The following is a 25,938-nucleotide window of genomic DNA, read 5'->3' as shown; positions in this document are numbered from 1 at the left end:
TAGGAAATGAAAACTTCCAACTTTCTCATCTCAAATTACAAAACTCCGCTTGTGTAGAGCGCAAGATCTAGCTAGTGTCCGATCTATACCCAATTTTGGTAGATCACTACTGGTAGATCACTACGGAGCGCCGCCCCATGTCTGAGACCCCGCAACCCGCCGACCTCATCGTCTTCGGCGGCACAGGCGACCTCTCCATGCGGAAGCTCCTCCCCGCGCTCTACCACGCCGACCGCGACGGGCGTCTCGCCCCCGAGACCCGCGTGATCGCGATGTCCCGCGGCGGGCTCGACGACGCCGACTTCCGCGGCAAGGTGGACGCCGAGGTACGCGGCTCGGTGCCGGTGGACGACCTCGACACCTGGCAGCGCTTCCTCGGCCGCCTGCACCACGTCACCGTCGACATCGGCGGCCAGGACCCGACCGGGTGGGCGAGGCTCGCCGGGATGCTCGGCGGGCACGAGCAGCGCGACCGGGTGTTCTACCTGGCCAGCCCGCCCATGACGTTCGGCCCGTTCTGCCGGGAGGCGCACCGCGCCGGCCTGGTCACCCCCGCCTCGCGGGTGGTGCTGGAGAAGCCCCTCGGCCGCGACCTGGCCAGCGCGCTGCGCATCAACGACGAGGTCGGCGCCATCTTCGAGGAGCGGCAGATCTACCGCATCGACCACTACCTCGGCAAGGAGACGGTCCAGAACCTCCTCGTGCTCCGGTTCGCCAACGCCTTCCTGGAGCCGATCTGGAACTCCCTCTGGATCGACCACGTCCAGATCACCGTCGCCGAGACCGTGGGCACCCCGGGCCGCCGCGGCTACTACGACCACGCGGGCGCGCTGCGCGACATGGTGCAGAACCACCTGCTCCAGCTGCTGTGCCTGGTGGCGATGGAGCCGCCGTCGCGCAACGACCGCGAGTCGATCCGCGACGAGAAGGTCAAGGTCCTCCAGTCGCTGCGGGCCGTCACCGGCGGCGAGGTGGACCGTTTCACCGTACGCGGCCAGTACACGGCGGGCGAGTCCGGCGGTGTCCAGGTGCCCGGCTACCTCGACGAGCCCGACAGCACCGCGCCCACCGAGGACTCCCGCCGGGTGGAGACCTTCGCCGCGATCCGCGCCGAGGTGAAGAACTGGCGCTGGGCCGGGGTGCCGTTCTACCTGCGGACGGGCAAGCGCATGCCGAACCGCTGCTCGGAGATCGTGGTGCAGTTCAAGGACGTGCCCCACTCGATCTTCCCCGGCAGCACGCCCAACCGGCTGGTGCTGCGGCTGCAGCCGAGCGAGGGCATCCAGCTGAACATCATGGCCAAGGAGCCGGGCGCGGGCGAGGTGGCGCTCAAGCCGGTCCCGCTGAGCCTCAGCTTCGCCGAGACCTTCACCGGCCGGGTGCCCGAGGCCTACGAGCGGCTGCTCATGGACGTCCTCACCGGCAACCCGACCCTGTTCATGCGGCGCGACGAGGTCGAGGCCGCCTGGCGGTGGATCGATCCGATCCTCGCCGAGTGGGAGTCCCAGGGCACCCCGCCCGAGCCGTACCCGGCGGGCAGCGCGGGCCCCGCCTCCGCCCACGAGCTGGTCGGCCGCAGCGGCCGCGTCTGGCACGAGGAGGGGCAGGCGTGAGCGCGCGAGCCGGGCAGCCGGACCCGAACGACCACCGCACCGGAAACGACGACGCAGATTACGACCGAGGAGGCCGGATGCATCCCGTGATCCAGGAGGTGACCGACCGTCTGGTCGAGCGCAGCCGCCCCAGCCGCACCGCGTACCTGAACCGGCTGCACGCCGAGGCCGAGGCGGCCCGCCTGCGCGGGCCCGCCAGGGCGAGCCTGGGCTGCGCCAACCTGGCGCACGGCTTCGCCGCCGTGGGCGAGAGCGACAAGCGGGACCTGCGCGCCAACGTCAAGCCGGGCGTGGCGATCGTGTCGAGCTACAACGACATGCTGTCGGCGCACCAGCCGTACGAGGCCTACCCGGCGATCCTCAAGGCGGCCGTCAGGAAGGCGGGCGGCGTCGCGCAGTTCGCCGGGGGCGTGCCCGCGATGTGCGACGGCGTCACCCAGGGCCGGGCGGGCATGGAGCTGTCGCTCTACAGCCGCGAGGTCATCGCGATGGCCACCGCGATCGCGCTCTCGCACGACATGTTCGACGCCTCCCTCATGCTCGGCGTCTGCGACAAGATCGTTCCAGGCCTGCTGATCGGGGCGCTGCACTTCGGCCACCTGCCCGCGATCTTCGTCCCCGCCGGTCCGATGACCTCCGGCCTGCCCAACAAGGTCAAGGCCCGCACCCGGCAGCTGTTCGCCGAGGGCAAGGTCGGCAAGGACGAGCTGCTCGACGCCGAGGCGAAGTCGTACCACTCCCCCGGTACCTGCACCTTCTACGGCACCGCCAACTCCAACCAGGTCATGATCGAGGTCATGGGCCTGCACCTGCCCGGCTCGACGTTCGTCAACCCGCGCACCGAGCTGCGCGAGGCCCTGACGAAGGCGGCGGGCAGGCGGGCGGTCGAGCTGACCGCGCACGGCCCCGAGTACACCCCCGTCGGCGAGGTCGTCGACGAGAAGGCGATCGTCAACGCCTGCGTGGCACTGCTGGCGACCGGCGGCTCGACCAACCACACCATGCACATCGTCGCCATCGCCGCGGCGGCCGGCATCGAGCTCCTCTGGGACGACCTGGCCGCGCTGTCGAAGGCCGTGCCGCTGCTCACCCGCATGTACCCCAACGGCCAAGCGGACGTGAACCACTTCCAGGCCGCGGGCGGCATGCAGGTGCTCATCGGCGACCTGCTGGACGCCGGGCTGCTGCACGGCGACGTGCTGACGGTCGCCGGGCGCGGGCTGGACCACTACCGCTCGGCCGCCGAGCTGAAGGAGGGCGAGCTGGTCTGGGAGGAGCGCACCGAGGGCAGCACCGACCTCGACGTGCTGCGCCCGGTCTCCGACGCGTTCTCCGCCGACGGCGGCATCCACATGCTCGACGGCAACCTGGGACGCGCGGTCAGCAAGGTCTCCGCGGTCAAGGACGAGCACCTGGTCATCGAGGCCCCGGCCAAGGTCTTCGACGACCAGCTGGAGCTGCTGCGCGCCTTCGACGCGGGAGAGCTGGACGGGCAGGACTTCGTGGCGGTCATCCGCTACCAGGGGCCGAGCGCGAACGGCATGCCCGAGCTGCACAAGCTCACCCCGCCGATGGCGGTGCTGCTGGACAGGGGGCAGCGGGTGGCGATCGTCACCGACGGCCGCATGTCCGGCGCGTCCGGCAAGGTCCCGGCCGCCATCCACCTGTCGCCCGAGGCCGCCGACGGCGGTCCCATCGCGCTGGTGCGGGACGGCGACCCGATCCGCCTCGACGCCGCCGCCGGAACCCTGGAGCTGCTGGTCCCCGCCGCGGAACTGGCCGCCAGGCCCGTGCAGGGCGCGCCGCTCACCGACGCCCAGTGGGTGGGCACCGGCCGTGAGCTGTTCGGCGCCTTCCGCCGCGCGGCGGGCCCCGCCGAGCGCGGCGCGGGCGTCTTCGCCCTGAACGGCCACGCCGAGGCCGTCGCGAACGGCACCCGCCTGGCGACCGCCCAGAGCGGAATCCGTGCGTGAGGGAACACACCACCGTCTCCTTCGCACGATCCGGATTCGCACGGCCCGCATTCGCACGGCCCACATTCGCACGGCCCACATTCGCGCGGCCCACGTCCGCACGGGTCACGCCGGTCACGCGGCCCGTGGAGGTCGTACGGCCGGTGAACCTCGGGCGGCCCGCCACGGCCGCACGACCCGCGAAGGAGATCTCGTGAGCCTTCCCTGGCTCGTCGCCGACATCGGCGGCACCAACGCCCGGTTCGGGCTGGTCACCGAGCCCGGTGGACAGCCCGAGGCGGTGGCCGTGCTCGCGGGCGCGGAACACGATGGCCTACCCGAAGCCGTAGCCGCCTATATCGCAGATCATGCGGGCGGAGTTCAGCCGGGAGCCGCGTGCGTCGCGATCGCGGGGCCCGTGAAGGGCGACCGCTACCGGCTCACCAACGCCGGGTGGACGGGGTCGATACGCGACCTGGGCATCCCGAACGCCTGGCTGCTCAACGACTTCGAGGCCCTGGCCGCGTCCCTGCCGCACCTGCGGGGAGACGACCTGGTCTCCCTGGGCGGCCCCGAGCCCTCGCACGGCGTCAAGGCCGTGCTCGGGCCCGGGACCGGTCTCGGCGTGGGCGGCCTGGTGCCCGCCGCCGAGGGCTGGGTGCCGATCCCCGGGGAGGGAGGGCACGTCACCGCGCCCGTCCTCGACCGGCGCGACCACGAGATCGTCCGGGCACTGCGCGCGGACGGCCTGGAGCACGTGGTGGCCGAGCACCTGCTGTCAGGGCCGGGCCTGTCGCGCCTGCACCGGGGGCTCGCGCTCGTCCACGGGACCGACGCGCCGAGGCTGTCCGCCTCCGACATCGTGACCCGGATGGACGACTCGCTGTGCGCGGAGACCGTCGAGGTCTTCTGCGCCATGCTCGGCACCTTCGCCGGGAACGTCGCCCTCACCCTCGGCGCGCGGGGCGGCGTCTACCTGGGCGGCGGCGTGCTGCCGCGTATCGTGGACCGGGTCCGCTCCAGCGACTTCCGCCTTCGCTTCGAGGCCACCCCGACCCTGAACGACTACCTTTCCGGCATCGCCACGGCGCTGATCGTGGCCCCCCAGCCCGCCCTGACCGGCGCGGCGGCCTGGCTGAACCAGCGCCTGTCCACCCTGGAGTTCACATGAGTCTGCTCGACATCGCCCCGGTCGTCCCGGTCGTCGTGATCGACGACCCGGAGACCGCGGTTCCCCTGGCCCGCGCCCTGGTCGCGGGCGGCCTGCCGGTCATCGAGGTGACCCTCCGCACCCCCGCCGCCCTGGACGCCATCGCGCGCATCGCCGCCGAGGTCCCGGAGGCGGTGATCGGCGCGGGCACCATCCGCACCCCGGCCGACGTGGCGGCCTCCGTGGCGGCCGGTTCCAAGTTCCTGGTCAGCCCGGGGACCACGCCGGGCCTGGTCGACGCCATGGAGGTCAGCGGGGTGCCGTTCCTGCCCGGCGTGGCGACCGCGTCGGAGGTCATGGCGCTCGCCGAGCGCGGGGTGACCGAGATGAAGTTCTTCCCCGCCGAGGCGGCCGGCGGCCTGCCGTACCTGAAGGCGCTCGGCGGCCCGCTGCCGCAGGTCAGGTTCTGCCCGACGGGCGGCATCAAGCTCGCGACGGCCCCCGACTACCTCGCGCTGCCGAACGTCGGCTGCGTGGGCGGGACCTGGCTCACCCCGGCCGACGCGCTCGCCACCGGCGACTACGCCAGGATCGAGAAACTGGCCACCGAGGCGGCCGCCCTCCGCTGATCCTCACCGCTCGGCGGGACCTCGCGAGACCCCGCGGGCGCGCCTTCTCCTCCCTTGGCGCGCGCCGCGGCCATGAGTCGCCGTGACCCGGTGTGACGCTCATGGGATCAGGCCCGTGGCCGCCCCACCCGGCGGTCACGGGCCGCCCTTTTCCGCCCTCCCGGCTCCTCCCAGGTCCGGGCCTTTCCGAAACGGACTGAACCGCGCACGGACCCCGCGCGTATCTCGCGGCGAAAGGCACTCCCTCACAGAGGAGCCATGAATGCGAGTACGCATCGTCACGATCTGCGCCACGGTCCTGGTCATGGGCGTCGCCGGTACGGCGTCCGCCGGAACCCATCAGGCGCAGGCCGGAGCGAAACAGACCAAGGCCGGCAGCGGCCCGGAGAAAGCCGGCCGGCAGACCCTGCGAAACCACTTCGCGGTCACCAACCTGGTCTCGGACGTCAGCGGACGGGCCGCGGTCACCGACCCCACGCTGGTCAACCCGTGGGGACTGGCCATGGGCAAGACCCTGTGGGTCTCGGCCGCGGGCACCGGCCTGGCCACGGTCTACTCCGGCGGCGCGGGCACCGTGAAGCAGGAGAAGACGCAGGTACGCGTCCCCGGCGGCAGGCCCACCGGGCAGGTCGTCAACAAGGGCGAGGAGTTCGTCGTCAAGGGTCCCGGCGGTTCCGGACCGGCGACGTTCATCTTCGCCAGCCCCAGCGGGGCGATCACCGGCTGGAACGCCGAGGCCGACCCGGACGACGCGATCATCAGCGCGTTCGTCAAGGGCGCCGACTTCAAGGGCCTGGCCCTCGCCGAGACGAACCGGGGGGCGATGCTGCTGGCCGCCGACTTCGCCCACAACCGGGTCCACGTCTTCGACGGCGACTTCGACCGGATCTCGTTCGGCCGCCGCGCGTTCCGCGACCCCGGCCTGCCGGAGGACTACGCGCCGTTCAACGTGGAGGTCGTGGGCAACTCCATCCTCGTCGCCTACGCCAAGCGCGACCCCGAGACCGGCAAGTCGGTGGCCGGGCAGGGCAAGGGGTTCGTCAGCCAGTTCAACGGCTCGGGCCGGTTCGTCGGCCGCTTCGCCGCGCGCGGAGCCCTCAACGCCCCCTGGGCGATGACGCTGGCCCCGAAGGGGTTCGGCGCCCACTCCGGAGCCCTGCTGGTCGGCAACTTCGGCGACGGCCGGATCAACGCCTACAACCCGCGCAACGGCCGCCCGCTCGGCCCGCTGCGCTCCTCCGACGGCAGGGCCATCACCCTGGGCGGCCTGTGGGACCTGGAGCCCGGCACCGAGACCGTCGGCGGCACGAACTCCCTGTGGTTCAGCGCGGGCAGCGACGGCGGCACGCACGGCCTGCTCGGCCTGATCCGGCCTTCGGGAGCGGCCACCTCGACGGGCTCCCCCACGGGCAACGCGTCCCCCTCCCCCTCCCCCTCGCACCCGAGTTCCCACAACTCCGGGTCCAACAACTCGGGATCGAACAACTCGGGCTACTGAACTCGTTCGTAGTGCTCCGATGTTCACCCCGGAGGTGAAGCGGACTTCTCCCTCGTAGCGAGGCAAGAGGCGCCGATTCGCCCCCACTGCGGATTGACGCTCGGTGAGGCGCTCGCGCCAGGTACCGCCGGACGGGCGGAAACGGAGCTCGTGAGGGCTCGAAAGCCTGCGGAGACCCGGTAAGACCACCGTCCCGGTGGCCCAGGTCGGTGAAGCGGGAAGCCACAGAGGTGCCGCGAGAGCGGCACGGGCTGAATCCTTGGCCGTTCGTTCCGAGGAGCGCGTCAAAATCACTGACGGACCACCGCCGGGCGCCAGGGCCCGGGGGTTTCTCCGGCTGCGCCGGCACCCCGTACCGGCGGACCGCGATGCCGAGCCGACAGGCCGGTCCGCGCGGACCGCCGGAGGGGTGCCGGCGCCGCGGCGCGTCCGGACCGGGGAACGAGGAGCGCTGAGCCGGACCGGGGAACGAGGAGCGCTGAGCGGAGACCGGGAAGCAGAGCCCGGGAAGCAGTGAGCGGGAAGCGGAGCCCGGGAGGCAGTGACCTGGAAGCGGAGCCCGGGAACCGGAGATCAAGGACGGTCGGCCGGTGATCCGCCCGGACTCCCGATTCCCCTCGCGGGCGCCCCGGCACGACGCCACCCGGGAGAGTCACCCGCCGGTGACCGCGCCACCGCCCGGTTTCCTTTAACCTTGAACGAACGAGGGGAGTACTTCCCAAGAACCGGCCCGGTCAATACGGACGCCCTGTGGCGTCCCCGGACGGTCGCCCGCGAGGTGCGGGTGAAGGAGACCTCGAATGGCCGAGCGCATTCGAGGAGCGAGCATGCCCCTGACAGTCCCCTCCCCCTCCGGGCACCACCTCACAGGCGTTCCCCCACCACGGCGCCCGCCCCTCCGGGGCCGTGTCTCCGGGGTTTCCCGGACTTGCCGGACTCCCCGGGTTTCCGGGGTTTCCGGGGTTTCCGGGGTTTCCGGAGCCTTCGAGGCCCCCCGGGTTTCCGGAGTCTCCAAGGTCCCCCGACTTTCCGGGGCATCCGAGGTTTTCCCGGCCTTCCGGCGCGACGTCCCACCTCGCCACGCTCCCGCCGCGACCCGCCCCGTGGCCGTCGCCGGACCGCACCGTCCCGGCCGTCGTCCACCACCGTCTCCGGACGTGCCTCACGAGTAGCCCTCGGTCCGATCTTCGCCAGGTTCGTCCCCTCCGGTGCCCGCCGGACCGAAGGCGAACTCGATCCCGCCACTGGAAGGCCGCGAGACGCACTATGAGAGAAGTTCCCCATACCAGCGAGGTGCACGTGATGGCCACCACACCGGCCAGCCGGTCCTCCGTCGACGATCTGCATTACCCGGCGGGGTCGCTGGTGCTCCTCGCAGGGCTCCCCGGCGCGGGCAAGAGCACCCTGCTCGACCGGTTGTACGGGCTGCGCGGCGACGAGAGGGAACCGGTGCGCGCCGGTGAGGCCCGCGTCATCGACTCGCGCCAGTCCCGCAACTGGTGGGCCCGCTACCTGGGCCCGGTCCCTCCGAGAGCCCGCATCCCGCTCGTGCACACCACCCACGTGGTGCGGATCGCCCGCGCCCTGCTGAAGGGGCACGCCGTCGTCGCGCACACCCGCGGCACGTGGCCGCACATCCTGTACGGGTTCGCCTGGCTGGCCCGCAGGGTCGGCAGCGAGGTCCACCTGATCCTGCTCGACGTGGAGCCGAGGACGGCCCGCGAGGGACAGCTCTCGCGCGGACGGGTCGTCACGAGCGCGACCTTCGCCCGGCACTGCCGCCGCTGGCGAGTGATCATCGACCGGGCCCGGGGCGGCGCGTTCCCCCCGGCCGCGAGCGTCACGATCCTCGACCGTCCCGCCGCCAACCTGCTCAGGGCCATACGCTTCGACGAGCGGCCCGCCGCACGGCGGGACGGATGACTTTACCTTCACCTGGCTCTGCGCCTCGCCCGCCCAGGGCAGGTTCAGAGCGACCGGAAGGAACCCAATGATCGACGTACTGGCTCTCGCCGCGGAGCATCTCGCCCTCGCCAGGGCGAGCTCGCACGGCCGCAGCGCCCACACCTACCTCAACGAGGGCACGCTGCGTCAGGCGATCATCGCGCTGACCGCGGGGACGGTCCTCGGTGACCACGACGCCCCACCGGCCGCGAGCCTGCACGTCCTGTCGGGGCGGGTCCGGCTCATCGACGAGGATCGGACCGTCGCGCTCGGCGCGGGCCAGACCGCTCCGATCCCGCAGCGGCGGCACTCGCTGGAGGCCGACGAGGAGTCGGTGGTCATCCTCACCAGCGTCGTCAACATCGGCGGCTGAGGGCACCGGCGTGGCCCGCCCCTCCCAAGGCGGGGCGGGACGGCCAGGGCGCGGTCGCGGCGGTCACGGGCGGCCGGTCGCGTCCCGCGCGGACGGGTTCCGGCACCCGCGCGACGGCGTGACGACCCGGACCGTCTATCCCTCGAGGTGGAGACCGCCGGCGCCTCGGTCACCACGGTGAACTGCCGCTCGGCGGGCTGAAGCCCGGCACCTACCGGCTGGGCGTGGAGAAACTGCGCAGCCCGCTGCCGTCCCTGTCGACTCCGTGGTTCGATGCCGTTATCGTCATCGAATACCTCCAGCGTGGAGACTCCGGCCTTCAGGCCAGGGAGGAAACACGGCGCAGTGCCGCAGGTCTGGGATCGAACACACATCCACAGTCGGCTTCATGTGGCATCGTGTGAGGCGTGGCGCAGATCGTAAAGCGGGCGTTCAAGTTCCGCTTCTACCCGACAGACGAGCAGGCGGCGGAGCTGTCTCGCACGTTCGGCTGCGCCCGCCTGGTCTACAACAAGGCTCTGGAAGAACGCACCCGCGCCTACACCCTCGAAAGCCGTAGGCTCTCCTACGTGCAGTCCTCGGCTGCACTCACCGCATGGAAGAAGACCAAGGAGCTCGCGTTCCTGAACGAGGTGTCGTCGGTGCCGCTGCAGCAGGCGCTGCGGCACCTGCAGGCGGCGTTCGCGAACTTCTTCGCCAAGCGCGCCAGGTACCCGACCTTCAAGTCCCGCAAGAAGTCCCGGACAAGCGCCGAGTACACCCGCTCGGCGTTCACCTACCGCGACGGTCGACTCACGCTGGCGAAGATGGACGCGCCGCTGGCGATCGTGTGGTCGCGCCCCCTGCCCGAGGGTGCGGAGCCGTCCACCGTGACCGTGTCGAAGGACGGTTCCGGACGCTGGTTTGTGTCCCTCCTGTGTGAGGACGCGATCCGGCCGCTCACCCCGACGACCAAGGTGGTCGGCGTGGATGCGGGGATCACGGCGTTGGTGACCCTCTCCACCGGGGAGAAGATCGTCAACCCTCGGCATGAGGGGGCCGACCGCCGCAAGCTGGCCAAGGCTCAGCGCGGCCTCGCCCGCAAGGAGAAAAGCTCGGCCAACCGGGCCAAGGCCAGGCTCAAGGTGGCGCGGGTGCATGCCCGCATCGCCGACCGCAGGCGTGATCACCTGCATCAGGTCACCAGTCGTCTCGTCCGTGAGAACCAAACGGTCGTGATCGAGGACCTCGCCGTGCGCAACCTGGTGAAGAACCACAAGCTGGCCCGCGCCATCTCGGATGCCTCCTGGCGCCAGATGCGCACGATGCTGGAGTACAAAGCGGCCTGGTATGGGCGGGAGCTGGTCGTCGTGGACCGGTGGTTTCCCTCCTCGAAGCTGTGCTCGGCGTGCGGCACGATTCAGCGGTCCATGCCGTTGGGGGTCCGGGACTGGGTGTGCGCCTGTGGCGCCGTCCATGACCGGGACGTCAACGCCGCGAAGAACATCCTCGCCGCCGGGCTGGTGGAGAGGTGAAACGCCTGTGGAGCTGGTGTGAGACCTCACAGAGAGTCCTCTCTGGCAGGCGACCGGCGACGAAGCAGGAACCCTCACGGGCGACCGTGGGAATCCCCTCGTTCACGAGGGGGAGGAAGTCAACAACTGACCACGGACCGGCACGGTGACCGCGCCTGCAGGCCCCTGAGCCGGAGGTCTCGCATGCCCCCCGAAGCCGAAGGGAACGCGCCCGATCCCGGCCACGCCGAGCGCTCGGGCGGTGTCCCCGCGGGTGACCGGAACGGCCGCCCCCAGCACGGCGCCGTGCGGTCGTTGCGGGCAAGGATCACGACCCTCCGCAGGGCCGGCGCGGCCGGGCCGAGGAAGCCGCTCCGCAAGCGGCGCTTCCGCTTCCCGAGGCGGGGCGGCGGGGAGCGGGGCGGGGCCCGGCCGTACGAGCGGATCGTCGCGATCGCGATCGGCCTGTCCACGATCACCGGGGCGGCCGCCTCGTACGCGGCGGTGCGGCTGAACTCGCAGGCCATCGACACCGACCGGCAGGCCGTGGTGGAGACCATCCAGGTACGGACGGCGGGCGTGGTGGCGCACATGAGCAGCCGGTCGAGGGGCGGCCAGGTCGTGCACTACCGGGCCCTCCACGCCCAGGCCGACGCGATCGAGGCCGTCGACCCCGACGAGGCCAGGGCCCTTCGCGACATCGCCGACGGCTTCCTCGTCGACCAGTACATCGACCGCCGCCACCTGCCGGGCGCGGGTGCCTCCGCCAGGTGGGACTACGAGATGAGCGAGGCCGCCGTGATCCGCAACCACGAGATCTTCACGGTGCCGGGCGACCAGCCCGCCCGGACCGCGCGGCGCGCCGACGCCCTGCACGACCGGGTCGGTCATCTCACCCTCACCGTCGGCGGCACCCTCGCGATCGTGCTCCTGCTGACCGTCGCCCGCCTCGTCGCGCCACCTCGGCGCGACCGGCTCCTGCGAGCCTCCCTCTGCGGGTACGGGCTGCTCACCGCCCTCGCCCTGTGGCTCTCCCTGGCGCCGGTATGACAGAGGGACCCGCCATGACGGACGAGGAGTTCGACACCCCGTTCAAGCGCCGGCTCGCGCTCACGATGACCGCGGTGGGCCTGCTCGCCGGAATGCTCACCTACCTCGGGGGGCAGGCGGGCGCCCAGGAGGACAGGAACGCCCGCGAGGCCCAGCGCGCCTCCGTCACCGCGCTGGCCGCCCAGGCCGGGGCGACGGCCGACTCCATGGAGAGCACCGCCAACCTCGGCGCCGCCACCACCGTCAAGCGCCGTCACGACCTCGAGTCCCTGCGGGCCACGCTGCTCGGTGAGCGGGAGCACGAGGCCGTCGCCGACCGGCTCCGGCAGGCGTACGGCAAGCTGGACGACTCCTCCCCGCTGCTGGGCGCCGACGCGGCCGCCGCGCAGCGCTACCTCGGCGACCTCAACAGGGAGGCGACCGTGGCGGGCCTGGAGCAGGAGGCGACCCAGGAGACCGCGAGCTCGTGGGGCGACAGGAGCAACACCTACTCGGCGGGGACCGCCCTCCTCGCGGTCGCGCTGACCCTGTTCGGCCTGTCCCTGACCGTCGGCGAGGCCAACCGGAACCACCTGGTGTGGCCCGCCGCCGCGATGGTGGCCGTCACCGTCGCGGGCACCGTCGTCCTTCTCGCCGTACCGCCCGTCACGACGCCCCGGGCGGCCATCACGGCCGTGGCCGAGGGCGACCGTCTCGCCGGGCTGCGCGAGTACGAGAGCGCGATCGCCCACTACACCCGGGCGATCGCGCTGCGCGACGACTACGCGGTCGCCTACGAGCATCGCGCGAGCGCCCGCGTGATGGCGGCCAGCCCCGAGCGCGCCACGTCGGCGTACGTGTTCAGCACGGCCTCACGCAGCGCGTACGAGGCCGCGGTGACGGACATGGCCAAGGCGGTCGAGTACGGCGGCGACGAGAAGTACACCGCCCTGGTCAACCTGGGGGGCTTCGAGATCCACCTGGCCGACTACAAGGCGGCCGAGGAGCACAGCCGGGCCGCCGTCGAGCTCAACCCCGGCCCGCCGATACCCCGGATGAACCTGCTGCTGGCCCTGCTCGGCCAGAAGAAGACCGCCGAGGCCAGGCGGGCGGCCACCGAGCTGCTCCGGGTGATCAGGAGCCGCCCCGACCCCACCGAACGCAACGAGCTCTACGCCGCCACCCGTACCACCCTCGACCTGGTGGCCGCCCAGCGCGACCACGCCCGGCCCTTCGCCCAGGAGATCAAGGGCGAGCTGGTGCGCGTCCAGGGCGAGGAGCTCGCCCCGAACGCGCGGCCCGCGCCGTCGGCCCGGATCCCGGCGATCCGGGTGGCCGCGCAGGGTGCCGTCATCCAGGCGACGCTCTCCTACGAGGGCATGTTCAAGGGCGCCAGGGTGGCCTCGATCGTCTACTACCGGGCACGGCCGGGCGACGAGTGGCTGCAGCGCTCCGACCTGGTCAGCATCCAGCCCTGGCAGCCCGAACAGCCCTCCGGCACCACGTCCTGGGCGGTCGTCGACGCCGCCTGCCCCGCGACCGGCGAGTACCGTGTCGAGTTCTACGCCGAGGGCCGCCTGCTGGCCGGCGCGGGCGCCACCCTGTCGACCGGCACCGGCGCCGGCCTGACCGGGTACGCCGACTGGGCCGGCGGCATCGCCCTCTGCCGCCCCGACGGCTGGGCCCTCTCCCACGACCGGGCCGGCACCGCCGACCTGACCTCCCCGAACAAGCTCCACCACCTGGCGATCAGGGTCCTGCGCATCGCCCCGCCCGCCTCGGCCGCGTCCCGCGCCCGGATCCTGAGCACGGTCCGCGGACAACTGGAGCGCACCCTCCCCGCCCGCCCGCTGAGCCACCGTCCCCCGGCCGACGCGACCTTCGGCGGTTTTCCCGGCACCGCCTGGTGGATGACGCTCCCCGACGCCGAGGTCGCCTACCTGTGGGCGGCCCTCGACGACACCGGCAGGCTCCGCACCTTCGTCGCCCGCTTCCCCGAGAACGACCCGGAGATGCTGAACAACGTCATCGGCTACCTCCGCTTCGTCTGATCCCGCACCCGGTTGGGAGGACGGCCGGCTGACCTACCCGGGGACCCTCCCCGGTGGCTGGCGCAGCATCGCCACGGGCATCGACGACGAGGGCCGGATCACCGGAACGTCCGCTGTCGCCGGTGACGTCAAAGACCACGCGCATCTCTGGCAGAAGGGGTCGAGGTGCGCCGTCTCGATCTGGACGAGGCCGAGACCACCGGGCTGCAGGCGGTACGGCCGGCGTTCGCGGATGTCGATCGGGTGTTCCTGCTCACCGGCTACGACGTGAGGATGCTGGCGCGATCCAAGGCGGCCGTGGATGCGGCCAAGGCCGAGGGCGTCTCCCATGTGGTCCATGTCGGGGTGTCCGCCGCCGAGGACACCACCATCGTCCATTTCGCGTGGCACCAGCTCGTCGAGGCGTACATCGAACGCTCGGGGCTCGGCCACACGCACCTGCGACCCGCTTCCTTCATGCAGAACCTGCGGTTGATCCCTCGGTGTCACCGTACGCGGACCCGGCGGTGTCACCGTACGGTGACCCGGACTCCCGGACCGGACCGGCGGCGCCACCCGCGCCGCAGGCGGCCAGGTGGACGGGGAAGGCCGGTCCGATGCCGCCGCGTGGTGCGGAGCCTCACCGGGAAGGGGCCACGGGCCCGTCCTCGTCGTCGATCAGCAGGAAGTCCGGCCGGTTCTCGCGCCACTCGGGCACGTCCATCGAGTTGAGCACGGAGATCAGCTTCTTCTCCTCGTAGATGAAGTGCGTCTGCATGATCGCCGACAGCGCCGTCACCTCCTCTCGCACCTTGGAGGCCGTGGCCGGGTCCGGTTCCTCCGGGAGGGACTCGAGCAGTTTCCGCAGGTTCCCCAGCAGCCAGTCCAGCTGGTTGTGGTCCGCGCGCAGTTCGGAGAGCACCTTGCGCAGTTCGGGGAACTCCTCGGCGATCGCCGGGAACGCGCCCCTGTCCTCGCCGGTGTGGTGGCGCGTCAGCGCCGTGCAGAAGGAAAGGCAGTGGGCGCGCAGGTCCCGCGGCGGAAGCCCCTTGCCGTCGAAGTAGTCGTCGACGCTGTCCTGGAGGTCCTCCAGCATCTCGCGAAGCCAGATGTGCACTTCGAGCAACTGGGTGCCCATGGCGGTGAGGCGGTCGCCCGCCTCGGAACGTGCGTTCATGCTCTTCCTCCAGATGGGGTGCTCCGCCCAGTGTCCCGGACGTCCCGGGGAGCGGGCGCCGCGGATTCCGGTGGGATCGTGACGGCGTCCGGGCGCACCGCGTGAGCGCGGGCCGCCGGAGCCGGTCAGCTCACCCTGGGGAGCAGGTCCTCCGGGGCGGCCGAGGACGGGAATCCCGCGCTGGCCCCCCACATCTCCGCGAACCGGCCGTCGTCGATGCGGAAGATCTCGAACAGCATGGGCCGCGCGTCGCCGTCCGGATCCGCGATCCCCTCGACGGTCGAGCGGACGGCGGCCCTGTCGCCGTCGACCAGGATGTCCTGGGCCACGACGCGCACGTCGGGAAACCGGGCGACGAGCGCGCGCCAGGCATCCCTTCCCGCCTCGAACCCGGTGGTACCGAGCGGATGGCTGAAGAAACCGGGGGTGTGCAGGTCGGCGGCCTGGTCGAACGTACGGCTGTTGAAGCACTCCTGCATCCGCCGCACCAGGGCGCTCGCGTCCTCGCGTGTGGTCATCGTCGTGATCTCCTCGTGGCTGACGATCGGGTCGTGACGAGCGGCGCGGACCCTAAACGGTGCGCCGCCCCGGTTATGGCCACCATATACGGTGCGGCGCCCCGGTTATACTGATGCCGACATGTCCGACCAGACGCCCGAGCCGGCACCGGCGAACCCGACGGCGGCCCACGGGAGCGACCGGGAGCCGCGGGCCGACGCGCGCCGCAACCGCGAGCGGATCCTGCGGACCGCGCAGCGGCTGTTCGCCACCGAGGGCCTCGGCGTCCCGCTCGACGAGATCGCCCGCCGCGCGGGCGTGGGCCCCGGCACCGTCCACCGGCACTTCCCCGCCAAGGAGGCGCTGTATCTCGCCGTCGCGACCGACCAGATCAGGCGGCTGGTGACGAGAGCGGAGGCGCTCGCCGCCACCGGCGATCCCGCGGCCCTGTTCACGCTGCTGTCCGAGATGATGGCCACCGGCGCCGAGAACGTGGCGGTGAAGAGCGCGCTGGTGGCCGCCGAGTTCGACCTGCGCACCGCCGCCCCCGACGTCGCGGCGGATCTCACAGGCCATGTCGCGGACCTGCTGGACCGCGCGCACGCGGCCGGCGCCGCGCGCCCCGACCTCACCGTCGACGAGGTGATGGCGCTGGTCGCCGGCGCCTTCGCCGCGATCCGCCACGCCGGCGCGGAAACCAGTCCCGAGCGCTCCGCGCACCTCGCCCGGCTCATCCTCGACGGGCTACGGCCCCGGCCCCGGTAGGCGACGCGCCCTCCCCTGCCCCGGATGCGACCGGCGGCGGCCGGGACGAGCTCAGCTGCGCGCCCGCCTGGGGACGCCGCCGGCCACCGACTACGCCGCCGCCCCCGAGCCGACCTTCGAACACGGCCTCCAGGCCCTGCTCGACGGCCTGGAGAGACAGCTCGCCGAACCGCGCACGGCGTCCGGCCGGTGACATGAACCGGCCGGGGTACGGCGCCGCGGCGGGCGCCGTGCCCCGGCCGGGGGACGGACGCGGATCAGGAGTTGGTGACGGTGATGTCGTCGATGTAGGCGGTGAAGGTCCCGGCCGTGCCCGCGGCGCGGTCGTAGCCGACGAGGATCTTGTCGATGGTCTTGCCGTTCAGCGCGGAGCCGAAGTCGCTCTGGATCCGCGTCCACGAGCCGACCGTGCCCTTGGCGGTGCCCGGGTGCATGTCGGCGCCGGTGGTCGTGGCGGCGGCGCTGTCGCGGAGCGTGGTGCCGTCCGTCATCGTGAAGTCCACCGCGACGTTGCGGCCGCCCGCGTCCTTCGGCAGGAAGGAGTACTGCAGCTTGGTCGCGGCGGTCACCGGGATGTTCACGTCGAACACCTGGAAGTAGGCGTGCGAGGCCGCGGTGGAGGCGGCGCTGCCCCGGATGCGCAGGGCGGACGCGCCGATCTGGTTGTCCTCGCCCGTCGCGACCGCGAGCGACTGGCCGGTGACGTTGGTGGTGCCGCCGCCGCCCGGGGTGTTCGTCCACGTCGGCTGGGCGTCGGTGCCCTGCTCCACGCTGGTGCGGAAGAAGACCGGACCGGCGCTGAGCGGGATGGGCACCGTGGTCACCAGCGGGTCAAGGCCGGTGATCATGCGGGTGGCCCTGCCCGCCAGGCGCAGGTAGAAGTCGGACGACACGTACTTGCCGTCGGCGCTGGTGGTCAGGAAGTACTGGTCGGTGGGCACCTGCGAGGAGTCCTCGGCGCCCGGCGCGAGGGCCGTGCCCTCGTCGTACTCGTCGAACATCGCGATGAACGCCTGCGGCACCCCCGCCCGGCGCACGCCGACGGCCTGCTCCCACATGAAGTCGCCGGACCGGCGCGGGATCATGTTGCGCGCGCCGCCGTTCCAGTTGGACCAGGCGAAGCCCGGGTAGATGACCGGCTGGTAGGCCTGGCCGGTCGCGTTCAGCGCGTCGCGGTCGCCGGCGAGCAGCCCGCTCGTGTCGCCGACGTACCCCACCATCCACGGCGAGATCATGTCGAACGCCCGGTACACCGGGCCGAAGCCGGGCTTGCCGTCCGCGCCCGAACGCCACTCACGCGGCACGCCGCCGATGACGTACAGGCCGCGGTCCTTGAACCAGCGCACGATGCGCTCGGCCTGGGCGGCCGTGCCGGGGCGGTCCGAGAAGCCGAAACCCCAGATCTCGACCACGGGTTTGCCGTTCTCCCTGGCGTACGCCGGAGAGTCGGTGAGGCGGAGCTGACCGGTGACCACGTCGGTCCAGTCCCGGGTGAGGACCTGCTCCACGTTGGCGTCGGTCAGGCCGCTGACGTCGTACTCGACGTAGAAGCCGCGGCCGTGCTTCTCGGCGGCGTCCCTGGCCCTGGAGGTGATCGTGTTGCGGACCTGGGCGTTGGCCGAGCCCGGCTCGACGACGTCGGCGCCGAAGCGCTGGATCGCGGCGCCGTCGATGCCGTGCTGGCTCATCCACTGGAAGTGCTGGTCGATCACGGCCGTCGGATAGGAGGAGAAGAGCGTCGCCGGCTGGCCGTTGCCGAGTGCCGCGTACCCGGTCTGGTATCTGGCCGAGGCGGGGTACCTGCTCATGTCCGGGTAGAGCTCGAAGGTCTGGTTGCCCGGTGAGGGCTGTGTCCCGCGGGACCAGTGCCGCCAGTGGTTGAGCGGCGAGCCGTCGCCCTGGGCGTTGAACCACCCCTGGTAGCCGGCGTAGACCTTGTTCTTCACGGTGGGCGGGGCGGCGGCCTGCGCGCCGAGGGCCGGGGTCGCGGCCGACCAGCTCAGGGCGGCCGCGAGGAGGGAGACGGCCAGCGTCGCCCTCAGGAGGGGTTTGTGGCGCTTATTCACGAATTAGCCTTCGGTGGGGGGTGACGGAGGTTACGGATATGTAAATCCATTGGATTGACTATGTCAATCCACGCGAAATCCCGGTCATCGTCTCTGTAAAGTCCCCGCGCCTCCGGCGGGTGCGGTCACACGGCGTCCGGGTGCGCCGCTCGCGCCCGTGAGCCCAGGCTGGGCGTGAACACCTCGTGGAACACGCTGGACGCGGCCCCCACCGCCGCCGCGGCCCGGTTGAGGTGCGACTGGGCGACCTCCACCTCGCGCAGGTGCCTGGCCATCGGGAACCCGTTGACGGCGGCGGCGATCTGCCCGTGGTAGATGTCGGCCACGGCGGGCAGGACGGCGGGCCCGCCGATGATGAGCAGCTCGACGTCCAGCAGGTCGATGAGCCCGGCGGCGCCCAGGCCGATCACGCGGGCCACCTCCTCGATCACCGCGACCGCCCGCCGGTCACCGCGCGCCGCGGCCTCGCAGACCCACTCGTAGGCGGCGTCGCCCGGCGGGACCACCATGCCCGCGGCGCCGGCACGGTCCACCACCGCGGACGTCGGGGCGCACTCGGGGACGAGGTCGGGGCCGCCCTCCGGGGTGAGCCGGCCGGTCGCGATCGCGCACAGCTGGCCGACCTCGCCCGCGTTGCCCGTACGTCCCCGGTAGACGTCGCCGTTGAGGAAGGCGCCGCTGCCGACACCGGCGCCCAGGTAGAGGTAGACGAAGTCGTCGGCGCGGTCGGCCGCGCCCAGCCAGCGCTCGCCGATCGCCGCCGCCGTGGAGTCCTTCTCGACGATGACGGTGACGTCCAGCCGGGTGGCCAGCTCGGCCTTGAGCGCCACGTGCTTCCAGTCCCGGAACAGCGGCGGGTCGAGCAGCAGGCCGGCGCGGGGGTCGAGCGGGCCCGGCACGGCGACCCCCACACCCAGCAGGGCCTCGGAGGCGGGATGGGCCGCCTCGGCGGACTCCAGTGCCATGCGGGTCATCTGCGCCAGGCACCACTGCGGGTCGGCCTGCTCCGGCAGGGGCAGGTGCCGCTGGTCGAGCAGGTCGCCGCACAGGTCGACGGCCACCACAGTGATCATCTTCGGGTCGAGGTGGACGCCGATGGCCGAACCGGCGTCAGGGCGCAGCCGCAACGGCACGCGCGGCTTGCCGGCGCCCGCCGACTGGCGGGCGTCCTCGGTCAGCAGGCCCGAGGTGAGCAGGTTACGGGTGATCCGCGACACCGCCTGCGGCGTGAGCCCGGTGCGCTCGGCGATCTCCACCCTGCTCGTGGACACGGCCTGCCGGATGCTCTCGATCACCAGCTTCTCGTTGTAGGAGCCGAGGGCGAGCTGGTTGAAGGCACGAGGCGCCGGACGCGTCTCGGCCTGCGGCCGGAGCCGGCCTGCCCCACCCTCGCGCCGGCCCGGCATCGGCCCCTGCATCGGCCCGGGTATCGGCCCGGCCTGGAGCGGGCGTCCGGCGCGCGAACGGCGCTCGGGACCGCCTCCGGGGGGCTGCCGCATGCCGGGACCGCTCACCCCGGGAGCGGGCGTCCCGCCCGGCACGCCACGGGCGGGGCGCCACTCCCCCGTGTCGCGGGCGTGGGACGGAAACTCCCCCGTGTCGCGGGCGTGGGACGGAAACTCCCCCGTGTCGCGGGCGTGGGACGGAAACGACGGCGCGCTCCACGGTGAGGTGGACGGGCTCTCCGAATCCGCCGCGGTCCGCACCGGCTCGCGCTCTCCGTCCACTTCACGCATGCACTCATCCAACACCCTCCCCGCGTCGGCGAAAAGCGCCGGCTCCCGCGCGGGCCGCCCCGCCCGCGGCGGGTCCGGCCGGGTTCCCGCGGTGGCGCGGTGTGATCCGGCTATGTCCGCGGTGTGAGCCGACTATGTCTGCGGTGTGAGCCGGCTATGTCTAAGGTGATCTCGTGCCTGCCCCGCTGAACGTCGCGAAGACCCGCACCGCGCTGCGCACCTCGGCGCGGATCTCCCTGCAGATGCTGCTCGTCGTGCTGATGGCCGCGGTCATCCTCTGGATCCTGGGCCAGATGTGGTCGATCGTCTGGCCTCTGGTGATCGCCCTGCTGCTCACCACCTTGACCTGGCCCATCACCCGCTTCCTACGCCAACACGGCTGGCACCCCACTCTGGCCGCCTCCGCCGTGACCGTTCTGTTCCTGCTGGTCGCCGCCGGCACCCTGGTCCTCATCGCGGTCCCGGTCGCCTCCCAGGCCGGCGAGCTGGCCACCGGCGTCGGCAACGGCATCCAACGCCTGCGCGACTGGGCCGCCGGACCACCCCTCAACATCGGCGCCGACCAGCTCAGCACCGCCCTCGACACCGCCACCACCCGCATCCAATCGAGCGTCGGCAGCATCGTCACCGCCACCGTCACCGGCGTTGGCACCATCCTCAACGGCCTGGTCACCACCGTCCTGGCCCTGTTCCTGATGTTCTTCTTCCTCAAGGACGGCCCGCGGTTCCTGCCCTGGCTCACCCGCCAGCTCCCCGGCCGCCTGGCCACCGACCTGCCCACCGTGGCCGCCCACAGCTGGGACACCCTGGGCTCCTTCGTCCGCTCCCAAGCCTTCGTCGGCCTGCTCGACGCCCTCTTCATCGGCCTGGGCCTGTGGATCGTCGGCGTCCCCCTCGTCCTGCCCCTGGCCGTCCTGACCTTCGTCTCGGCCTTCGTCCCCATCATCGGCGCCCTGTTCGCCGGCTTCGTCGCCGTCCTGATCACCCTGGTCTCCAACGGCCCCACCGACGCCCTCATCGTGCTCGCCATCATCGTCGCCGTCCAGCAGCTCGAGGGAAACGTCTTCCAGCCCATGGTGCAAAGCCGCGGCCTGGGCCTGCACGCCGCGGTGATCCTCCTCGCGGTCACCCTGGGCGGCAACCTCGCCGGCATCGTGGGCAGCCTCCTCGCCGTGCCCGTCGCCGCCCTGATCGCCGTCGTCTGGAACTACCTGCGCGACCAGCTCAGCGACCCGCCCCCGCACCCGCGAACCGACCCGCCCGACACCCCCGCCCCCAGCCCCGCCCCCGCGGAAAAACCCGCCTGAGACACGAACCGTCCGGCGACGAAGGCCCCGGGGCCTCCCCGGCGGGGAAGACGGGACCCGGATCGCGGGACGCGCCACAGGTCCGAGCGCCCTCCGGAACGCCCGCGACGATGGAACGCCCGCGACTGGAACGCCCGCGACGGCGGGATCACCGTCGCAGGCGTCGTACGACCTCCTCGGCTCCCAGGGCGTGGGCGACGGCGGCGAGGTCGGGGCTGCGGGTGGCTCCGGTCAGCGCGACACGGACGACCTGGGAGGCTTCGCGGATCGATCCGGGGTAGGCGCCGGGGTCGGCCTTGTGCGCCTTGGGGGTGGGGGCGAAACCGTGCCGGGCGGCGAGGTCGCGCACCTGGTCGAACCAGCGGCCGGGGTCGGCGTGCGGCCGGTAGCGCTCGGCGAGGTCGTCGAGCATGGCGCGGACCAGGCGCGGGTCCAGGCCGCCGAAGCGGGGGTCGCCGTCGTCGGCGCGCTCGAACAGCGAGGGGAAGAAGAAGCCGTAGGCGGCCCGGAAGTCCGACCATTTGCGCAGGTCCTTGCGCGGGTTCGGTACCCCGTCGCGCTCGACGGCCAGCGCGCGCAGCGCCAGGTCCCGGTCGCCGTCGAGCACGGCGGCCAGGTCCGGGTCGTGGTCGGCGGCCCAGGCCGCCAGGCGGCGCAGGATCTCCTCGCCGGGCAGGGTGGCGACGAAGTCTGCGCTGATGTCGTCCAGCTTGGCCATGTCCACCAGAGGACCGGCCGCGCCGCATTCCTCCAGCAGGATGGGCGCGGCCAGCGCTTCGGCCAGGGGCAGCTCGGCCAGGCGCCCGTTGGCCAGGCCGCGCAGGTAGTACAGGACCGCCTCGACCGGGTAGCCCGCCTGGATGTAGTGGTCCACCGACGCTTCGGGATCCTTGCGCTTGGACAGCTTGCGGCGGCTGCCGCCCTCCATCTTCATCAGCGGCGCGATGTGGGCGTAGCCGACGTGGGGAAAGCCGAGCGCGTCGAACAGCTGCAGGTGCAGCGGAACCGAGGAGATCCACTCGTCGCCGCGGATGACGACGGTGACACCCATGAGGTGGTCGTCGACGGCGTGGGCGAAGTGGTAGGTGGGCAGGCGCGGGTGCTGGTCGCTGCTTTTGAGGATGACGGCGTCGTTGAGGTTCGCGTCGGCTTCCAGCTCGCCCCGGATCAGGTCGTGGTAGCCGATCCGATCACCGGGGGAGGCGGGAGAGCGAAACCGCACCACGTACGGCCGGCCGGCGGCCAGGTACTCGCCGACCCGCTCGGCCGGGGCGTCCCGCCAGATCGCCCACCGGCCGTAGTAGCCGGTGGGGACCTTCGCTGCCCGCTGCGCGGCGGCGTTGGCCGCGAGCTCGTCGCGGGTGGCGAAGCACGGGTACGCCTTGTTCAGGCGCAGGAGTTCCCGCACGTGACTGAGATAGACGGGCGAACGCGCCGACTGGGTGTAAGGGCCGTAGGCGCCGTCGGGGTCGGTCTCGTCGGGGGAGACGCCGAAGACGGAGAAGACGCGGTCGAACTGGGCGGCGGCGCCTTCGACCTCGCGCAGCCGGTCGGTGTCCTCCACCCGCACGAAATAGGTGCCGCCGCTGTGACGGGCGACGTCGGCGTCGATCATGGCCACGTACACGCTGCCGATGTGGGCGTGGCCGGTGGGGCTGGGGCTGACCCGGGTGACCTGGGCTCCCTCGGGCAGCGGCCGGGGCGGGTAGCGCCGCTGCCAGTGGCCGACCTCGGGCAGGCCGGCGGGGAACAGGGCGTCGACGGCGGCGCGGTCGAGCGGAGACATGGGTGGTCCACTCCAGCGGGCAGATGGCATGTGAGGACGGGCGGGGTTCGCCGGTGGCGGGCCCTGTCCCGCAGTATGCCCGACAGACCGGAGCCCGAGCCCGCCGATTTCTCCCCCGTCTCGCCGAGTTCCTTCCCCGTCTCGCCGAGGCCGGAAGGAGGGGCCGGACGAACCGGGACCAATGGCTCTGCCCCGCCCTCCCCCTCCCGTCCGCCGTCGCGAGCGGCGGGATCCCTCACGCGAACCGGACCGGGCCGGGCCGGGCCGGTTCGGACGGCCTCGGTCGCGGCGCCGGCGGCGCGGCCGCCCGCGTCCGGCACCGGCGATGCCGGTGGGCCGTCCCCCGCGGGTCATCCGGTACGGGTCGTCCGGCGCGGGTTATCCGGCGCGGCGGGAGCGGACCAGCACCAGCCCGCCGAGGGCCGTGCCGATCAGCCCCACCACCAGGGCCATGACCCCTCCGACTATCCCGTAACCGGTGCCGGGGCCACCCTCGGCGGCGGCCACGACCAGCCCGCCGACGACCGCGCCGGCCAGCCCCGCCGCCAGGGCCACGAAGGCCCCCCTTCTCCCGGAGCCGGAGCCGGAGCCGGAGCCGATCCGGCCGGTGGAGCGGGCCAGCGCCAGCCCGCCGGCGACCACGCCGGCCAGCCCCACCACCGCGGCCACCAGGGACCAGAGCCGCCCGGCGGTCATGGTGTAGGCACCGACGGGGTCCAGCTGGACCGAGGCGTGCGCGGCCACCGGTACGGCGAGCAGGAAGCCTCCGATCAGGGCGGCTCCGGCCACGGCAAGCACACGTCGGACTGACATGGGGTGCTCCTTTTCTCCTAGGACTGGTTGCTACGACTCGACTCGCCTGATCATGTCCGCCGGACCCGCCGCCGGTCGTCCGGCGGGCGCGGACACTTCGCGCTGCCGCCGGTGCCGCAACCGGCTGCCGCGGACGCCGCAGGAACCGCGGGGATACCGCGGGCGCGGTAGCCGGCCGATCGTCCGTGCGCGGGAGTCGCCTGCGCGGACATCCGGCTAGGGTGCCCGCATGAGTACAGGACGGGCCGGTGTCCGGGCCGAGGTCCAGGACTGGGCGATCGCCGTCGGCGTGGCGGCGACGCTGCTGGTCACCGGGCTGTCCGGGCGGCACGCCGCCACGGACCTCGCCCTGCTCGGTCACGCGCTGCTGGCGGCCGGCGGTCTGGCGCTGGCCGCGCGCCGCCGGGCCCCGCTTCCCGTCCTGGCCGTCACCGGGCTGTGCGCGGTGGGTTACCAGGCCGCCGGTTTCGACGTGCCCGCCGTCGCGTACCTGTTCGCGGTGTACGCCGCCGTACGGGCGGGACACCGCACCGTCACGGTGGTGGCGAGCGTGGCCATGCTGGCCGCGCTCCCCCTCGCGGCCCTGGTCTCGGGCTCGCACGACCTGGGCGAGGCGCTCGCGCAGGCCCGGGGTGCCCTCGAGCTGGCCTGGCTGGTCGCGGCCGGCGCCGCGGGTGAGGCGCTGCGGCAGGCCGAGCGGCGGGCGGACGAGGCCGAGCGCACCCGGGAGGAGGCCGCGCGGCACCGTGCCGACGAGGAGCGGCTGCGCATCGCGCGGGAGCTGCACGATTCGCTCACCCACCAGATCTCGATCATCAAGGTGCAGTCCGAGGTCGCCGTCCACGTGGCGCGCAGGCGCGGCGAGCAGGTACCGGAGGCCCTGCTCGCGATCCAGGAGGCCGGGCGTGAGGCGACCCGGGAGCTGCGCGCGACCCTGCAGGCGCTGCGCGACGACGACACGACCCCGCCGCGTGGGCTCGACCACCTCCCGGAACTGCTGGAACGCGCCCGCACCATCGGGCTGGAAGCGACGCTGACGATCGAGGGGCAACGGCACGACGTGCCGGCCGCGGTGAGCCGTACCGTCTACCGGATCGTTCAGGAGTCGCTCACCAACATCTCCCGGCATGCCGCCACCGCCACCGCGTCGGTCCGGATCGACTACCGTCCCGACACCCTCGTGATCCGCGTCGACGACGACGGCAGGGCCACGCCGGGCACCGCCCCGGTGCCCGGTGTCGGGCTGCTCGGGATGCGCGAGCGCGTCACCGCCCTCGGCGGCCACCTGCGGGCGGCACCGCGCGGCGAGGGCGGCTTCACCGTCCAGGTCGAACTTCCCGTGGAGCGAACGTCATGATCCGCGTCCTGCTGGTCGACGACCAGCCGCTCATCCGCAGCGGATTCCGCGCGCTCCTCGACCTCGAGGACGACATCGAGGTGGTGGCCGAGGCCGGCGACGGGTCGGAGGCCCTGGCTCTGGCCAGGGAGCACCTGCCCGACATCGCCCTCATCGACATCCAGATGCCGGTCGTCGACGGCATCGAGGCGACCCGGCGCATCGCCGCCGACCCGGCCCTGGCCGGGGTCCACGTCGTCATCCTGACCAACTACGGCCTCGACGAGCACGTCTTCAACGCGCTGCGCGCCGGCGCGGCCGGATTCCTCGTCAAGGACATCGTGCCCGAGGACTTCCTGCACGCCGTACGCGTCGCCGCGCGCGGCGACGCCCTGCTCGCCCCGTCGATCACCCGCAGGCTCATCAACAGGTACGTCGCCCAGCCGCTCGACGGCGGCACCGGCACGGGGCTGGGAGAACTGACCAACCGTGAACGCGAGGCCGTCGCCCTGGTCGCGCGGGGCCTGTCCAACGACCAGATAGCGGACCGCATGGTGATCAGCCCGCTGACCGCGAAGACCCACGTCAACCGGGCCATGGCCAAGCTCCGCGCCCGCGACCGCGCCCAGCTCGTTGTCCTCGCCTACGAATCCGGCCTGGTGGTCCCGCGCGACTCTCCCGACGTCCTCTGACGCCGGGATCGAGCGTCCCTGCGTTTCGGCGCCGGGACCGTGCCCGGGCCG

Annotated in this window: 21 protein-coding genes; 15 read left to right on the top strand and 6 right to left on the bottom strand. The window is 72.5% G+C overall.

All coding sequences use genetic code 11. From position 1 onward, the window contains the following. Positions 1-137 precede the first annotated feature (137 nt). From zwf to AB0G15_RS28785, 11 genes are all read left to right on the top strand, one after another. Complete coding sequence (gene zwf / locus AB0G15_RS28835; RefSeq protein ID WP_362845766.1) at positions 138-1,613, top strand: glucose-6-phosphate dehydrogenase; 1,476 nt, start codon at positions 138-140, stop codon at positions 1,611-1,613. A gap of 77 nt (positions 1,614-1,690) precedes the next feature. Continuing rightward, positions 1,691-3,586: a phosphogluconate dehydratase gene (edd, locus tag AB0G15_RS28830; protein ID WP_362845764.1), complete on the top strand. Its 1,896-nt coding sequence runs from the start codon at positions 1,691-1,693 to the stop codon at positions 3,584-3,586. Between the two features lie 193 nt (positions 3,587-3,779). Beyond that, positions 3,780-4,736, top strand: a complete 957-nt coding sequence (locus AB0G15_RS28825) for a glucokinase (protein WP_362845762.1) — start codon at positions 3,780-3,782, stop codon at positions 4,734-4,736. Beyond that, positions 4,733-5,344 carry a bifunctional 4-hydroxy-2-oxoglutarate aldolase/2-dehydro-3-deoxy-phosphogluconate aldolase gene (gene eda / locus AB0G15_RS28820; RefSeq protein ID WP_362845760.1) on the top strand — a complete coding sequence of 204 codons (612 nt, stop codon included), beginning with the start codon at positions 4,733-4,735 and terminating at the stop codon, positions 5,342-5,344. Before AB0G15_RS28825 ends, eda begins: the two co-directional genes overlap by 4 nt. Positions 5,345-5,606: 262 nt before the next feature. Then, a complete protein-coding gene (locus tag AB0G15_RS28815; protein ID WP_362845758.1) occupies positions 5,607-6,842 on the top strand; it encodes a TIGR03118 family protein in 1,236 nt (411 codons plus the stop codon). A gap of 1,302 nt (positions 6,843-8,144) precedes the next feature. After that, complete coding sequence (locus tag AB0G15_RS28810; protein ID WP_362845756.1) at positions 8,145-8,765, top strand: AAA family ATPase; 621 nt, start codon at positions 8,145-8,147, stop codon at positions 8,763-8,765. A gap of 67 nt (positions 8,766-8,832) precedes the next feature. Further along, positions 8,833-9,159, top strand: coding sequence for a cupin (locus AB0G15_RS28805; RefSeq protein ID WP_362845754.1), 327 nt, complete (start codon positions 8,833-8,835; stop codon positions 9,157-9,159). Between the two features lie 407 nt (positions 9,160-9,566). After that, entirely contained in the window at positions 9,567-10,673 is a 1,107-nt protein-coding gene (locus AB0G15_RS28800) for an RNA-guided endonuclease TnpB family protein (protein WP_362845752.1), read from the top strand. 183 nt (positions 10,674-10,856) lie between these two features. Beyond that, positions 10,857-11,702: a hypothetical protein gene (locus AB0G15_RS28795; RefSeq protein ID WP_362845750.1), complete on the top strand. Its 846-nt coding sequence runs from the start codon at positions 10,857-10,859 to the stop codon at positions 11,700-11,702. A gap of 14 nt (positions 11,703-11,716) precedes the next feature. Further along, positions 11,717-13,732, top strand: coding sequence for a tetratricopeptide repeat protein (locus AB0G15_RS28790; protein WP_362845748.1), 2,016 nt, complete (start codon positions 11,717-11,719; stop codon positions 13,730-13,732). A 165-nt stretch (positions 13,733-13,897) separates the two neighbouring features. After that, positions 13,898-14,443, top strand: coding sequence for an NmrA family NAD(P)-binding protein (locus AB0G15_RS28785; RefSeq protein WP_362845746.1), 546 nt, complete (start codon positions 13,898-13,900; stop codon positions 14,441-14,443). Here AB0G15_RS28785 and AB0G15_RS28780 read toward each other — a convergent pair. Both AB0G15_RS28780 and AB0G15_RS28775 read right to left on the bottom strand, forming a co-directional pair. After that, entirely contained in the window at positions 14,352-14,888 is a 537-nt protein-coding gene (locus AB0G15_RS28780; RefSeq protein WP_362845744.1) for a hemerythrin domain-containing protein, read from the bottom strand. The two genes, AB0G15_RS28785 and AB0G15_RS28780, sit on opposite strands and share 92 nt — an antisense overlap. 125 nt (positions 14,889-15,013) lie before the next feature. Continuing rightward, on the bottom strand, positions 15,014-15,406 hold the full coding sequence (locus AB0G15_RS28775) for a nuclear transport factor 2 family protein (protein ID WP_362845742.1): 393 nt from the start codon (positions 15,404-15,406) through the stop codon (positions 15,014-15,016). Positions 15,407-15,527: 121 nt separating this feature from the next. On the opposite strand from AB0G15_RS28775, the gene AB0G15_RS28770 reads away from it, so the two are divergent. After that, positions 15,528-16,151: a helix-turn-helix domain-containing protein gene (locus tag AB0G15_RS28770; RefSeq protein WP_362845740.1), complete on the top strand. Its 624-nt coding sequence runs from the start codon at positions 15,528-15,530 to the stop codon at positions 16,149-16,151. Positions 16,152-16,408: 257 nt separating this feature from the next. Here the strand turns inward: AB0G15_RS28770 and AB0G15_RS28765 are convergent, their stop codons facing one another. Both AB0G15_RS28765 and AB0G15_RS28760 read right to left on the bottom strand, forming a co-directional pair. Then, a complete protein-coding gene (locus AB0G15_RS28765; RefSeq protein ID WP_362845738.1) occupies positions 16,409-18,217 on the bottom strand; it encodes a glycoside hydrolase family 71/99-like protein in 1,809 nt (602 codons plus the stop codon). Positions 18,218-18,342: 125 nt separating this feature from the next. Next, positions 18,343-19,953 carry an ROK family protein gene (locus AB0G15_RS28760; RefSeq protein ID WP_362845736.1) on the bottom strand — a complete coding sequence of 537 codons (1,611 nt, stop codon included), beginning with the start codon at positions 19,951-19,953 and terminating at the stop codon, positions 18,343-18,345. A 173-nt stretch (positions 19,954-20,126) separates the two neighbouring features. Here AB0G15_RS28760 and AB0G15_RS28755 point away from each other — a divergent pair, with 173 nt between their 5' ends. Then, positions 20,127-21,260, top strand: a complete 1,134-nt coding sequence (locus AB0G15_RS28755) for an AI-2E family transporter (protein WP_362845734.1) — start codon at positions 20,127-20,129, stop codon at positions 21,258-21,260. Positions 21,261-21,408: 148 nt separating this feature from the next. On the opposite strand, the gene AB0G15_RS28750 is transcribed toward AB0G15_RS28755, so the two are convergent. Together AB0G15_RS28750 and AB0G15_RS28745 are read right to left on the bottom strand one after the other, a co-directional pair. After that, positions 21,409-23,046 (bottom strand): glutamate--tRNA ligase family protein, encoded by a 1,638-nt coding sequence (locus AB0G15_RS28750; RefSeq protein ID WP_362845732.1) that lies wholly within the window; start codon positions 23,044-23,046, stop codon positions 21,409-21,411. A 378-nt stretch (positions 23,047-23,424) separates the two neighbouring features. Continuing rightward, positions 23,425-23,859, bottom strand: coding sequence for a DUF6223 family protein (locus AB0G15_RS28745; protein WP_362845730.1), 435 nt, complete (start codon positions 23,857-23,859; stop codon positions 23,425-23,427). Between the two features lie 229 nt (positions 23,860-24,088). On the opposite strand from AB0G15_RS28745, the gene AB0G15_RS28740 reads away from it, so the two are divergent. After that, positions 24,089-25,216, top strand: coding sequence for a sensor histidine kinase (locus AB0G15_RS28740; protein WP_362845728.1), 1,128 nt, complete (start codon positions 24,089-24,091; stop codon positions 25,214-25,216). After that, positions 25,213-25,887 (top strand): response regulator transcription factor, encoded by a 675-nt coding sequence (locus tag AB0G15_RS28735; RefSeq protein ID WP_362845726.1) that lies wholly within the window; start codon positions 25,213-25,215, stop codon positions 25,885-25,887. The genes AB0G15_RS28740 and AB0G15_RS28735 overlap by 4 nt, the downstream gene beginning before the upstream one ends. Positions 25,888-25,938: the final 51 nt, after the last annotated feature.

It is taken from the genome of Streptosporangium sp. NPDC023825 (assembly GCF_040639575.1).
Lineage (GTDB): Bacteria > Actinomycetota > Actinomycetes > Streptosporangiales > Streptosporangiaceae > Streptosporangium.
This window is presented reverse-complemented; position numbering and strand designations above follow the sequence as displayed.